This window comes from Amycolatopsis sp. lyj-109, assembly GCF_046548995.1.
Classification (GTDB): Bacteria; Actinomycetota; Actinomycetes; order Mycobacteriales; family Pseudonocardiaceae; genus Amycolatopsis.
This window is the reverse complement of sequence record NZ_JAJPWR010000002.1, coordinates 241,030-254,531: the sequence shown is the minus strand read 5'-3', so window position 1 is coordinate 254,531 and position 13,502 is coordinate 241,030. Positions and strand designations below refer to the sequence as shown.

Annotated in this window: 9 protein-coding genes and 1 tRNA gene; 6 read left to right on the top strand and 4 right to left on the bottom strand. The window is 70.3% G+C overall.

Annotation, left to right across the window (positions count from 1 at the left end; all coding sequences use genetic code 11):
- Positions 1 to 85 precede the first annotated feature (85 nt).
- Positions 86 to 754 carry a hypothetical protein gene (locus tag ACLJQF_RS04905; protein ID WP_410606993.1) on the top strand — a complete coding sequence of 223 codons (669 nt, stop codon included), beginning with the start codon at positions 86 to 88 and terminating at the stop codon, positions 752 to 754.
- A 34-nt stretch (positions 755 to 788) separates the two neighbouring features.
- Here ACLJQF_RS04905 and ACLJQF_RS04900 read toward each other — a convergent pair whose 3' ends face one another.
- The gene (locus ACLJQF_RS04900; RefSeq protein WP_410606992.1) at positions 789 to 1,280 is read right to left on the bottom strand and encodes a YajQ family cyclic di-GMP-binding protein; all 492 of its coding nucleotides are present in this window, start codon (positions 1,278 to 1,280) and stop codon (positions 789 to 791) included.
- A gap of 129 nt (positions 1,281 to 1,409) precedes the next feature.
- Between ACLJQF_RS04900 and ACLJQF_RS04895 the strand changes: the two genes are divergently transcribed.
- The 4 genes from ACLJQF_RS04895 (at position 1,410) to ACLJQF_RS04880 (ending at position 6,138) form a co-directional block, all read left to right on the top strand.
- A tRNA-Tyr gene (locus tag ACLJQF_RS04895) sits at positions 1,410 to 1,491 on the top strand.
- 443 nt (positions 1,492 to 1,934) lie between these two features.
- Positions 1,935 to 2,732 (top strand): FHA domain-containing protein, encoded by a 798-nt coding sequence (locus tag ACLJQF_RS04890; protein ID WP_410607448.1) that lies wholly within the window; start codon positions 1,935 to 1,937, stop codon positions 2,730 to 2,732.
- Between the two features lie 323 nt (positions 2,733 to 3,055).
- Positions 3,056 to 3,580 carry a hypothetical protein gene (locus ACLJQF_RS04885; RefSeq protein ID WP_410606991.1) on the top strand — a complete coding sequence of 175 codons (525 nt, stop codon included), beginning with the start codon at positions 3,056 to 3,058 and terminating at the stop codon, positions 3,578 to 3,580.
- Entirely contained in the window at positions 3,577 to 6,138 is a 2,562-nt protein-coding gene (locus tag ACLJQF_RS04880) for a DUF4407 domain-containing protein (RefSeq protein WP_410606990.1), read from the top strand. The genes ACLJQF_RS04885 and ACLJQF_RS04880 overlap by 4 nt, the downstream gene beginning before the upstream one ends.
- A 71-nt stretch (positions 6,139 to 6,209) precedes the next feature.
- Here ACLJQF_RS04880 and lon read toward each other — a convergent pair whose 3' ends face one another.
- The 3 genes from lon to ACLJQF_RS04865 form a co-directional block, all read right to left on the bottom strand.
- Complete coding sequence (gene lon, locus ACLJQF_RS04875; RefSeq protein ID WP_410606989.1) at positions 6,210 to 8,612, bottom strand: endopeptidase La; 2,403 nt, start codon at positions 8,610 to 8,612, stop codon at positions 6,210 to 6,212.
- 100 nt (positions 8,613 to 8,712) lie between these two features.
- Positions 8,713 to 9,567, bottom strand: coding sequence for an SAM-dependent methyltransferase (locus tag ACLJQF_RS04870; protein ID WP_410606988.1), 855 nt, complete (start codon positions 9,565 to 9,567; stop codon positions 8,713 to 8,715).
- A 70-nt stretch (positions 9,568 to 9,637) separates the two neighbouring features.
- Entirely contained in the window at positions 9,638 to 10,576 is a 939-nt protein-coding gene (locus tag ACLJQF_RS04865) for a GNAT family N-acetyltransferase (protein ID WP_410606987.1), read from the bottom strand.
- Positions 10,577 to 10,812: 236 nt separating this feature from the next.
- On the opposite strand from ACLJQF_RS04865, the gene ACLJQF_RS04860 reads away from it, so the two are divergent.
- The gene (locus ACLJQF_RS04860; RefSeq protein WP_410606986.1) at positions 10,813 to 13,458 is read left to right on the top strand and encodes a putative bifunctional diguanylate cyclase/phosphodiesterase; all 2,646 of its coding nucleotides are present in this window, start codon (positions 10,813 to 10,815) and stop codon (positions 13,456 to 13,458) included.
- The last annotated feature ends 44 nt before the right edge of the window (positions 13,459 to 13,502 follow it).

Here is a 13,502-nt window from a genome sequence, read left to right as displayed (position 1 = left end):
GGCACAGTCACGCGTTCGGGTAACGCTCCGGCTCCGGGTGCCGAAAGATCACGGGAGGGGTCGCGGTGGCCCCGAGGGGGAAATGATGAAGATCCGGCTGGGCGGCTTGCTGCTGCTCTTGGTCCTGGCATCGGCCTGCGCACCGGCGACCGGCTACGGCGAGATCGTCGCGGAATCAGCGCCCGCTTCGGCTGTTGCTCCTCCGTCTCCGACGGCACCGGCGGCCCCGCGTGACGTGCCGACCGAGACCCACACGGGCACGGAGAGCGGCGAGTTCCAGACGACCTGGCCGGCGGACCAGGTGGGCTTCTTCACGTTCGAATGTCCGAAGTGCACGTCCAACGTGATCATCGACACCGACGGCGGCGAGCACGGCCTGGTCAACGCGATCGGCGCGTACAAGGGCACCAAGTGGATGAACACGGAACCCGACCGCCCGGTCAAGCGGGTGACGGTCCACGCCGACGCCCCCTGGACGGCGACGATTTCGGACCACCGAAGCGTCCCGACGGCGGAGGCCGGCAAGGAGGCGTCGGGCAAGGGTGAGGCGGTTCTGAGGCTGCCCGCGGGGGTGGCGCGCATCCGGTTCACGGCCAAGACGCGCGGCCACGTCGCGCTGTGGGTGATGTCTGCCGAGGACCACGACCTGATCTTGAACCAGATCGGCGACCTGCAGGTGGAGCGGGACGTGCAAGGGCCGGCGTACCTGCAGGTGGAGGGCTACGACGCGAGCTGGACGCTGACGCCGTCCTGAGCGGGCACCCGGTGACCGGGTGCCCGCGGCGGCGTCACCGGTAGTTGGTGAACTGCAACGCGATCTCGAAGTCCTTGCCCTTCAGCAAGGCGATCACGTCCTGCAGCTGGTCCTTCTTCTTGCCGGACACCCGCAGCTGGTCGCCCTGGATCTGGGCCTGGACGCCCTTGGGGCCTTCGTCGCGGATGAACTTGGCGATCTGCTTCGCCTTGTCCGACGCGATGCCCTGGAGAATCTTGCCGGAGATCTTGTAGATCTTGCCCGACAGCGCCGGCTCGTCGGCTTCGAAGGCCTTCAGGGAGATGCTGCGCTTGATCAGCTTCTCCTTGAACACCTCGACCGCGGCCAGCGCACGCTCCTCGGTCTCGGACTCGATCGTGAGCGCCTCCTCGCCGGCCCAGTTGATCGTCGTGCCGGTGCCGCGGAAGTCGAACCGCGTGCCCAGCTCCTTGCTCGCCTGGTTGAGCGCGTTGTCCACCTCCTGGCGGTCGACCTTGCTCACGACGTCGAAAGAGGGATCCGCCACGTGTCCTCACACCTCGTACTCGCTTGTCAGGGGCCACCCAGCCTAGCCCCTACTGGTGGACAGGTATCCCGGTTGACCCCTGCCGGGAGGGGTTGGGTAAGCTTTCCCCCGGCCGGTGCGACCGGTCTTGGCGGGTTACCCGAGTGGCCAAAGGGGACTGGCTGTAAACCAGTTGGCATTGCCTACGGGGGTTCGAATCCCTCACCCGCCACGTTCGATCGTGAGAGCCTTGTCCGCGGAAAGCGCGGACAAGGCTCTCTTCCGTTGTGCCCTTTGACGGGCGAGCCCTCCCCCAGGGGGCTTCGCCCTGGTCCCCCGGGTGTGGTCACCTTGGGAGGAAGCTTGTGTCTGGTGCCGGCCCGATGAATGCCTGTGTAAGTGGTCGATTGTTGTCTGAATTCACTCGATTGGGTTGTCGGAAATAATAGTCATCCGGTAACTCGGCCCTGGTGTCGTTGGTTGCTTTTTGTCGGCCGGGTCCCTTGTGAAACAACATCGGGCTGTCGAACGACTACTGGTCTCGTGCACAGTGTGGTCCTCGGGAGACTGTCGCGTTCGGAAACGAACGAATCGCGCCGGCGACTTGCCGCCGTCCGTCGTTGTTCGAAATGCTCGTCCGCGGAGTCGACTTAACCTGCGAGGTTTCCGTTGTTGATGCTGATCATTGTGATCGTCGCTGTCGTGGGCGCTGTCGCGTGGTGGAAGAAGCAGGGCGGTTATCGCGGGCCGGGAAAGTTTCGGCGGATGGTGCGCGACGCCCTGAAGTGGCTTCGTGCCGCGGCCGCGCGCGAGGACCGCGAATTCGTCGAGCAACGCCAGTGCCTGCTGCGCCGCATCGGAGACTCCGTGGCCGGGTTCGTCGAGACCCGGGCGCCCGGCGTGCTGTGGCTGGTCGTCGAGATCAACCCGGACGATCACGGCCTGCTCGGCGTCAACCTCGGCGAGGACGAGCGGGAACTCAACCTCGTGCTGCCGGATATCTTGCGCCGCCGTGGCCGCGATCCGCAGGTTGCCGTCCGGATCCGAGAATGTCACCCGGATCCCTCCGCGGTCCGGGGCAATCCCCGGATCACGCTCACCACCGGACCGGCTCGCACCAAACTGCTCGACGACGACCGCGCCACGGTGTGCCCATCCGCCGGGGGCCGGTCCGCGAGGCTGATCGTCATCGGCCGGAGCGGGGAATCCGTGGCCATCCCGGCCGGCGGTGGCGTCATCGGCCGTGACGTCGAGAACTGCGAAGTGGTCGTCGAGGCGCCCACGGTGTCGCGCCGGCACGCGCGGATACAGCCACGAACCGGTAGTGACTGCTTCCTCGTCGAGGATCTCGCCAGCGCGAACGGTATGTCCATCAATTCACGCAAGACGGAAGCCGGAATTCTGCGGGCCGGCGACATCCTCGGGCTCGGCCGGAAACTCCGGTTGAGGCTGGAGATGATCGCCGATGAGTAGGTCGGCCGCCACCACCGATCCCGGCCGTCTTTTTGTCCCCAGCCGGGAGGAGTGCGTTCTGACGGTCTGGCGTGCCGATGTGTGCGTCATCGCCGTTCGTATCCGGCGTGGCGAGGCCGTGCTCGTCGGGCGTGGAGAAAACCTGGCCGTCGAACGAACTGGAACGGGCCGGCATCACCTCGGCATTCCCGCGGCCAAACCGTGGATTTCTCGCCGTCACCTGCTCGTCCACAACACCGGCCGAGGTACCCGGCTGGCGGTGCTCGAAGGCGTCCGGAATCCGGGGCGGATCCGCTACTGGGGGGGAATGGGACTGGCGGCGCGTGGCGAGCGGCCAAGCGTGGGAAGCGCGGGACGGCCTGATCGCCTTCCGGCTGGCGGACCGGCCCGACGACTGGGTGATCACGCTCACAGCCGACGTCTCGGCCGGAGACCGGGAGTGCCCGGCCGCCGGGCAGGGCGGTCAGGCTACCGAGCGGGCGGTGCCCAACGTGATCGACGTGACCCCGCCCCAGCAGGACGCGATCGTGGCCGCCCTCATCGACGCCGTCCGCTGGCCGCCGCCCGCGGGGGCCAGCCGGATCCGCGGCTGGGTGGAGCTCCCGACCGGAGACGCCCACCGCATGGCTTACAAGCGGCTCGCGACCACGGCGGACGCCGACCCGGAATTCCCCTGGCAGGACCGCGGGCAGCGGGGCGTGGACCCGGCCCTGCTCCAGCTGCTCATCGAATCCGAATCCATCACGTACGCCTCCGTGCAGCGGGCCCACCCCTGGCGGCCGGGCTCGCTCGAGGGGCTCATCCCCGCCAGCCGGGCCGCCGAAACGGAACGAGGAGAACAGTCATGACGTCTCCGGCGCAGGGAACACCTCCGGACGTTCTCGCCACCCGGCGACCACCGTGGCCCCTCTGGCCGACGTGGATGCTGGGCAACGGCTTCGCGTGGCTGGGTGGTGCCTCCTGGCGGGCGCTCGACGACCGGCACGAGCGCTCCTCCTACCAAGTGTCAGGTTTCTTCGTCCTGCTCAACGGCTTCATCGCCTGGGGGCTCGCCACCCTGGCCGCGGTGGGCATGGAAATCGCACCGGACTTCGGCGCGGCCGCCCCGTACACCGCTGTCTGGGGCCTGTTCGTGATCGGCTTCGACCGGGCGATCTGCGCGGTCGTGTTCGATCCGGCCCGCCGGACTGCGGCGCGCCGCAGTTATCTAGCCCGCGCGATCTGTGCCGGCCTGCTCGGGTTCATGATCTCGGAGATGGGCGCGCTGGCGATCTTCGAGGACGACATCAACCGCACGATGAACGACAGCATCGCCGCGCAGATCGACGAGTCGCGAACGCTGATCGTCGGCGCCGGCGGAAAGCCGACCGACCGGGCGAAGCAGCTGCAGGACCTCCGCGCCGCGCGGGCGAGGCTCGACACCGATCTCGCGAGCGCGACCACCGCGGCCAAGCAGGCCGGCTTGGTGGCCGTCTGCGAACGCCAGCCGGCGGGCTGCCCGCCGGATCTGGCCAAGAACGGCCAGATCAGCGGCCGCGGAGGTGACGGCGGGCTGACCCGGCAGCGGGATGCGGACGCAGCCAAGGCGCAGGGGGAGCTCACCCGGGCCACCACTGCGCACGACAACGAGGCGCCGAAACTTGACGCCCAGATCCGGGACCTCGGCAACGCGATCCAGTCCGACCTGGACAAGGCGGACGATCTCGCCAAAGCCGAGAAGGGCCTTGCCGCCCGGTGGCACGCGTTGCTGAAGTTCGTCTTCTCGGACGGCCGGGCGCTGGGCTTCCACATCCTGTTGACGATCTTCTTCATTCTCCTCGACCTCGTGCCGCTCTTCATCAAGATCGGCCGGGGCCGGACGCGGTACGACAGCACGGTGGTGCACGCCCGCAATCGCCACGTCAAGGAGCTCGAGTTCCGTGGTGAGGAGCACACGAAGCAGCAGCAGGCGCGGCTCGACCGCGTGACCCTGGACGCCGATCTGGAGTGCGACGTCGCCAAGCTGCAGGCGCAGACGACGCGCAAGATCGAAGAGGAACGCCAGCGCCTCCGCCTCGAGCGGGAGCTGGCGAGGCTGGCTCGGGAACCGGTCGACGAAGAGCCGGACGAAGTGGCGTCGACCCAGGCTTCCGAGCCGGCCGAACCCGAACCCGGCGAAGCGGACGAACCCGGTGACGACGAGCCGCTGCCCTACGACACCGTGAAGATCCCCCACAACTGGGACATGGAGGACCGCGAACTGCTCGGCTGCGTCTTCGGTGGCCAGTACCAGGCGATCGAACCCCTGAACAGCGCCGACACCGGCGGGTTCGGCCGGATGCTTCGCGGCCTGGAGGTCGACACCGACCGCGAGGTCGCCATCAAGGCGGTCCGCGACGAGGCCGGGACCAAGCGACGGCTGTTCAAGTCCTCGAAGCGCAAGATGTGGCAGCGCGAGGTCGAAGCCGCCCGGCGGCTCCAGCACAGCAACATCGGCGAAATCCTCAACTCCGGAGTCGACCGTCAGTGGCTGTGGACGGCCTCGCCGCTGTACAAGCCGGGAAGCCTGGTCAACTGGATCGCCGACGGCACCGCGCGCGGGCGGGCCGGCTACACCCTCGGGCGGACGGCCGAGTACATCGGCCAGCTCGCCGACGCGCTGGAGTACGCCCACAGCAACAACGTCAGTCACGGGGACATCAAGCCGACCAACGCCGTGCTGGACGGCCCGTTGCTGGTGCTCGTCGACTGGGGTTTCGCCCGCGTGTTCACCGCGCTGGACAAGGACGAGTCCGGCCGGATCGGCGGGGGCACGCAGTACTACACGGCTCCGGAAGCCCTGCTGGGTGCCAAGGACGACCCCGAACTGGCCGACCTGTATTCGATCGGCGCGACCTGGTACTACCTGCTGACCGGGCAGGCTCCGCACGAGGAGGCGGGGAAGGCCGCCGACGCGCGGGAGCTCGCGCGCCGGATCCAGGCGGAGACGGCCACCTTCGTCCCGCTGGACCGGCTGCTGCCCGACATCCCCGGGGAGGTGGCGGCGCTCGTGCACACCCTGCTGTCGGTGGACCCGGCCGCGCGAGTGGTCGGGAAGGCCGGCGTCCGCCCCGCGGCGGGGCTGAAACAGGCGGTTAAGGCCGTCTCCCGCGAGATCGTTCTTTCGGGGCAGTCGGATCTCGTCGTGGGGGCCACCGCGGTCCGGCCCGGCCGGCCGGCCGCGGCGCGCCTGGGGTCGACCGAGCTGGAATCGGCGGTTATCCCGATCGACGTCCCGACGCAGGCGATGTCCGGTCCGCCGCCGACCTCGATCAGCACCGACGACGAGCCGACGGTGACCCTGCGCGCGTTCAACGGACGCCACGGCGAGCTCACCGTCCGGACCACTCTCGCGGACACCGAACTCATCGACGACGACCAGGCGTGAATCCACACGCGGGCGGCCGGTTTCCCCGCGGGAAGGGGAAACCGGCCGTCCGGGGGCGGCGGCGCTCGGGGTTACGCCGCCTGGGAAACCGGCGTCGAAGCCGGGGTCAGGGCGAGGTCCAGGACCTCGCGGACGTTCGCCACCGCGTGGACGTCCAGCTGGCTCAGCACCTCGGCCGGGACGTCGTCGAGGTCCGGCTCGTTGCGCTGCGGGATGATCACCGTCTTCATCCCCGCCCGGTGCGCGGCCAGCAGCTTCTGCTTGACGCCGCCGATCGGGAGGACGCGGCCCGTCAGGGACACCTCGCCCGTCATCGCCACGTCCGCGCGGACCACGCGGCCCGAGAGCAGCGACGCCAGCGCCGTCGTCATCGTGACGCCGGCCGACGGGCCGTCCTTCGGGACCGCGCCCGCCGGGACGTGGACGTGGATGCCGCGGTTGCGCAGGTCGCCCACCGGCAGCTCCAGCTCCGCGCCGTGCGACCGCAGGTACGACAGCGCGATCTGCACCGACTCCTTCATCACGTCGCCGAGCTGGCCGGTCAGCTGCAGGCCGGACGCGCCGGACTCCTGGTCCGCCAGCGACGCCTCGATGTAGAGGACGTCACCACCGGCACCGGTCACCGCCAGGCCCGTTGCCACGCCCGGCGTTGCCGTGCGCTGGGTCGACGCCGGGAGGGACGACTCCGGGATGTGCCGCGGCCGGCCCAGGTAATCCGGAAGGTCGGGGGCGTCGATGGAAAGCGGCAGGGAAACCTCGTCCAGCGCCACCTTGGTCGCGATTTTCCGCAGCACCTTCGCGATCGTCCGGTTCACGTCGCGCACGCCCGCCTCGCGGGTGTACTCGGCGGCGATCCGGCTGAACGCGGCGTCCGTCAGGACGACGTCCGAGGCGCTCAGGCCGGCGCGCTCCAGCTCGCGGGGGAGCAGGTGGTCGCGGGCGATGGTGACCTTCTCGTGCTCGGTGTAGCCGTCCAGCGTGACGAGCTCCATGCGGTCCAGCAGCGGGCCGGGGATGGTCTCCAGTGCGTTGGCCGTGGCCAGGAACACGACGTCGGACAGGTCCAGCTCGACCTCGAGGTAGTGGTCGCGGAACGTGTGGTTCTGCTCCGGGTCCAGCACTTCGAGCAGCGCCGCGGTCGGGTCGCCGCGGTAGTCGGCGCCGACCTTGTCGATCTCGTCGAGCAGCACCACCGGGTTCATCGAGCCGGCTTCCTTGATGGCGCGGACGATCCGGCCGGGCAGCGCGCCGACGTACGTGCGGCGGTGGCCGCGGATCTCCGCCTCGTCGCGGATGCCGCCCAGCGCCACCCGGACGAACTTGCGGCCCATCGCCTTCGCGACGGACTCACCCAGCGACGTCTTGCCGACCCCGGGAGGGCCCGCGAGGGCCAGTACCGCACCGGAACGCCGTCCGCCGACCGGGCCGAGACCCGATTCCGCGCGGCGCTTCCGGACGGCCAGGTACTCGATGATGCGTTCCTTGACGTCGTCCAGACCGGCGTGGTCGGCGTCCAGGATGGCCCGCGCCGCGGCGATGTCGTAGACGTCCTCGGTGCGCTCGGTCCAGGGCAGCTCCAGGACGGTGTCCAGCCAGGTGCGGATCCAGCCGCCCTCGGGGGACTGCTCGGACGTGCGGTCCAGTTTGTCCACTTCGGCCAGTGCGGCCTTCTTGACGGCGTCGGGCAGTTCGGCGGCCTCGACGCGGGCGCGGTAGTCGTCGTCCTGCGCGGTGCCGTCGAGCTCGCCGAGCTCCTTGCGGATGGCCTCGAGCTGGCGGCGCAGCAGGAACTCCTTCTGCTGCTTCTCCATGCCCTCGGTGACGTCCTTGCGGATCGTGTCGGTCACCTCGAGTTCGGCCAGGTACTCCTTGCTCCACTCGAGGGCCTTCTCCAGGCGGACGCTGACGTCCACTGTGGACAGCAGGGTGAGCTTCTGGTCGGTGTCGAGGTACGGCGCGTTGCCGGACAGGTCGGCGACCGCGGAGGCGTCCTCGACCTGCTGGACGGCGTCGATCAGCTGCCAGCCGCCGCGCTGCTGGAGGATCGAGATGACGACGGCCTTGTACTCGGCCGCGAGCTGCGCGGTCCGGTCGTCGGTGGTCTCGGTGGTGTCCTCGGCGTGCACCCAGCGGGCGGCGCCGGGACCGTCGGCGATCCGGCCGACGACCGCGCGGGCCGTGCCGCGCAGCAGGACGGCGGCCTTGCCGCCGGGCACGCGGCCGATGCGCTCGACCGTGGCGACGGTGCCGAATTCGGCGTACTCGCCGTGGACGCGCGGGACGATGAGGACCTCTGCCTTGGTGGCCGCGGACGAGCGGATGCCGGGGAAGGACGCCTGGGCAGGCGTCTTGGCCTGGGCGGACTCCACCGCGGCTCGCGTCTCGGCGTCGGTCAGGTCGAGCGGGACGACCATGCCCGGCAGCACGACGTCGTCATCGAGCGGGAGCACGGGCAGGAGGCGGGTGTCGGACATGTGCACTCCTCGTGTAGTTGAGTCTGCTTAGCTCAACTCTCCGATGGGTGCGTTTGTTTCCGATGGTGCGTTCGCCCACAGCGATCGGGGAAACCGCAGGTCAGGCGCCTGGTTTGGTCGCGACGGCGCACCAGGCGAACGGGCGGGCCTCCGCCTCCAGGGCGTTGATCTTCCGGTCCGGCCGCCAGTCCGGCAGGTGCACGATGCCCGGTTCGAGGATCGGCCAGCCGCCGAAGAGCGGCTCGATTTCGTCGCGGTTGCGCAGCCAGACCGGGTTGCTCGTCTTCCGGTACTGCTCGACGAACCAGCGCAGCCCTTCGAGCATCTCGCCGGTGCCGTCGCCTTCGCTCATCTGCGAAATCGCCAGCCAGCTGCCCGGCGCGAGGGCGTCGCGGTACGCGGCCAGCAGCGCGTCCGGGTCGTCGTCGGGCCCGACGAAGTGCAGCACCGCCGCCATGATCAGGCAGACCGGCTGCGAGAAGTCGATGAGGCGGCGCGTCTCTTCGGCGCGCAGCACCGACTTCGCGTTCCGCATGTCGGCCTGGACGATGCCGGCCCAGTCGGTCGCCATGCCCTCTTCGAGGATGAGCGTCGCGTGGGCGACGGCGACCGGCTCGTAGTCGACGTAGACGACCTTCGCGTCGTGGTCCTCGGGCAGCTCCGCCTCGACGACCTCGTGCACGTTCCCGGCCGTCGGCACCCCCGAGCCGAGGTCGATGAACTGCCGGATCCCGGCCCGCAGCGCCGCCCGGACCGCGCGGTTCATGAACTCGCGGTTCTGCTTCGAGCCCGGCCGCACCAGCGGCCACTGCTGCTCCATGCGCCGGCCGAACTCGCGGTCCACGGCCCAGTTCTGGGTACCGCCCAGGTACCAGTCGTAGATCCGGGCCGCGGACGGCTTCTCGGTGTCGACACCCTCGGGCGCTCTCGGCGCGGAATCCCGCTGGTCGGTCACTTCAGGCTCCCCTCGCTGGCGGCGAGGTCAGCCTATAAGCCCCGGGGACCGGCGGTAATCCTCCAGTAGTTCACCGAACAGCCGGTCGACGCTGCCAGTACGTCCACAGGGGGCGGTACCCCTGGGCGTACCAGAACGGCGTCGACAGCGGGTTCGCCGCGGCGTGGTGCAGCAGGACGACGTCGGCGCCTTCCTCGTCGAGGACGTGGTGGGCGTGCGTCGCCAGCGCGGTGCCGACGCCGGACGACCGCGCCGCCTCCGCCACGGCCAGTGAGGACAGGTAGCCCACCCGGGAAGCCGCGACCCGGCCGCTGATCCAGCCGGTCTCGCCCGGGTGCTGGACGCTCACCATGCCGAGCGGACGGCCGTAGAGCTGGGCGATCCACAGCGGCGGCTCCGGCCGCTTCAGCTGCTCGGCCAGATCCTTGGCCAGGATCTCCTCGACCCCGGTGCGCCAGTTCACCGTGCCGTACTGGGCGTCGTAGGAGTGCAGCTCCATGCCGAGCTCCACCGCGGTCTCGAGGTCGCCGGGCTCGGCCCTGCGGATCTTGACCCCCGGCGTCCCGAGCGGGGTCGCCGGGATCAGCCGCTGCGCGGGGCGGACCGCGACCACTCGCAGTGGCGCGAAGCCGTGGTGCAGCATTTCGCGCGCTCCGGCGGCGTCCCGGCTCGCGCGCGGCACGATCGCCGCCGTCTCCGTGTCGCCGCGTTCGGCGACCGCGCGCAGATGTTCATCCCATCGGGTGAGGAGGGCGTCCAGGACGGCCGCCGGCTGCGGGCCGGCCAGCTGGACGTCGAGCCGGTGCTCGGTCAGCGCGCGCCACGGGGCGTTCGGGGCGTCGCGGTCGACCTGGACGCGGGAGGCCAGCCCGGACGCGGCTGAGCCGCCGGTCGCGACCTCCAGTACTACCGCGTCTTCCGCCGCTTCGAAGGGAGTCGATCCGGGGAGGAGGGGATCCACCGCCGCGAGCCGTGCCGCGTGCTCGGTGGCAATCACATCGCTGTGCATGGAGCCATTGAAGCGCTACCCGGTGTGCCGTGCGTACAGAACCGCCGGAGTTCGGACATCCGGCATTTCACCCTCTGGTCCACGCAGGTCAGCGCGTTCGAGGCATTGTTAACCCTGGGGTGATCTCCTACTGTCTCGAAAGGGACACGGGTACGCCTGACGGGGTACGGTATGGCCCTTGTCCACACCCGAAGTCACGGATCAGCACCGGTGGACAAGCCGGGAGGGAAGGTCGGATGCCGGACACCAACGCCCACGGCGACGCCGTCGCGCAGGCGCAGCCCGGGCCGGGGGCCGCTTCCGGGACACCACCCGTCTCCGCCGAAGCCCGCACCGACGAACGCCGCTTCCGGGTCTACACCTTCGCCGTCCTGAGCCTCGGGCTCGTCGCCGCGTTCGCGGTCGGCTCGTGGCTGCCGTTCCACTGGGACGACCGGCTGCTGTGGATCGGGCCCGTGCTCGCGGTCGCCTTCCTGCTCGCCGAACAGCTCGGCATCAACGTCGACGTCCGCAGCGGCATCTCGTGGACGATCTCGTTCACCGAGATCCCGCTCGTCATCGGGTTCTTCATCGCGCCGTTCGAGGTCGTGCTGGCCGCGCACCTGGTCGCCGGCATCGGCACGCTGCTCGCCCGCAAGGTCGCCGGCCGCGTCCTCTACAACGCGGGCGCGTTCCTGCTCGAGATCACCGGCGCCTTCGCGGTCGCCGGGCTGGTGAAGTACCTCGTCGGCGCCGGGACCGGCGACAAGATCCCGTGGCTCGCGGCGCTGGCCGGCACCCTGACCGCGCCGCTGGTGAGCACGCTGCTCGCCCTGGCCGCGGTCCGCGTGCTGCGGCGCCGCATGCGGGTCAGCACCGCCGTCCGGCTCACCGGGCGGATCCTGGTCGTCGGCTTCGTCAACGCGTCCGTCGGCCTCTCCGGCTACCTCGTCATCTCCAGCACGCCCCAGGCGTGGCCGCTGGTGCTCGCGGTCTTCCTCGGCCTCACCGCGCTGTACTGGGCGTACTCCGACCTGCTGCGCGAGCAGCGGGACATGGAGGCGCTCTCCGACGTCAGCCTGATGGTGGCCCGCTCGGGCCAGCAGGCCGCGGCCCGCCCGGCCAGCCGCGCCGACGAGCTCGTCGGCGGCGTCGACGTCCGCGAATGGGCGACGATCGCCGAGCGCATCAAGGACCAGCTCGCCGCCGGCCGCGTCGTGCTGAGACTCCGGCTGGAACCGAAGGACACCATGCGGGTCGTGGTCGCGGGCGACGACCTGCCGGCCGCCGACCCCGCCGCCGACGACCCGCTGCTGCGCCTGCCCGGCGCGCACGTCCGGCACTTCCGGATCACCGAGGCCAACCCCGACGTCCGCGCCGCGCTGCTCGACCGCGGCGCGCAGGAGGCGCTCGTCGTCCCGCTGCGCAGCGCGAACCGGCTGCTCGGCGTCGTCGAGGCGCACGACCGGCTGTCCCGCTGGCGCGGCTTCGGCAAGTACGACGTCCAGCTGCTCGGCACGATGGCCAGCCACCTCGCGACGTCGCTGGACAACCGCCGCCTGCTGGCGACGCTGCGCCACGACGCCTATCACGACCCGCTCACCGGGCACCTCAACCGGCCGGGCTTCCGGCAGGTGGCGAAGGAGCCGCTGCGGGACTTCGCCAACGCCGTGGTGCTGCGGATCGACCTCGACGTCTTCTCCACGGTCAGCGACGCGCTCGGCTACGCCTGGGCCGACCGGATGGTCGTCGCGGCCGGCCGCCGCATCCGCGACGCGCTCGGCCCCGACGTCCCGCTCGCCCGGCTCGAAGGCGCGTCCTTCGCGGCGCTGCTCGTCGGCTGCCCGCCGGAAGACGCCCACCACGCGGCGGAACGGCTGCGCGAAGAGCTGTCGGCGCCGTACCCGGTCGACCGGCTGTCGGTCGAGGCGAACGCGATGATCGGCTACGCGACGACGTCCGCGGAGGAACCCGGCGACGTCGTCGACATCGAAGGCCTGCTGCAGCGCGCCGACGTCGCCGTCCGCGCGACGAAGGGCGGCGAAGAGGTCCGCGGCTACGTGCCGAGCATGGGCCAGATCTTCCTGCGCCGCTTCCAAATGGTGACGCAGTTCCGGCAGTCCCTCGAGGACGGCCAGGTCAGCGTCCACTACCAGCCGAAGATCACCTTGCCGAACCGGCAGGTGCAGGGCGTCGAAGCGCTGGTGCGCTGGGTGCACCCGGAGTTCGGCAGGCTCGGCCCGGACGAGTTCGTCCCGGCCATCGAGGCGGCCGGCCTGATCGGCGTGCTGACGGGTTTCGTGCTCGGCGAGGCGCTCAAGCGCTGCCGCAAGTGGCTCGACGAGGGCCTGCGGATCTCGGTGGCGGTCAACCTGTCGGTGCGCAACCTGGCCGACGAGGACTTCCCGAACAAGGTCGCCCGCGAGCTGGAGCACTACGGCATCCCGCCCGAGCTGCTGACGTTCGAGCTGACCGAGTCCGGCGTGATGTCCGACCCGCAGAAGGCGCTGCCGATCCTTCGCGAGCTGCACTCGCTGGGCATCACCCTGGCTGTCGACGACTTCGGGACCGGGTACTCGTCGCTGGCGTACCTGCGGCAACTGCCGGTCGACCAGGTCAAGATCGACAAGAGCTTCGTCCTCGGGATGGGCACGGACCTCGGCGACCTGGCGGTCGTGCGGTCGATCGTCGAGCTGGGGCACTCGCTCGGGCTCACGGTGGTGGCCGAGGGCGTCGAGGAGGACGTGGCACGCGACCAGCTCGAGGCGATGGGCTGTGACGTCGCGCAGGGCTACCTGATCTCGCGGCCGCTGCCGGAGGACCGGCTGGAGGCGTGGCTGCAGGCCCGCACGGCGCGCTCGCCTGGACGTCATTCCGAGACCGTGTTGACCCTCCTGACCTGAGGTTTTGTGCTAAGGGGACCCCGGTTGCACGGCCGGGTGAAGGG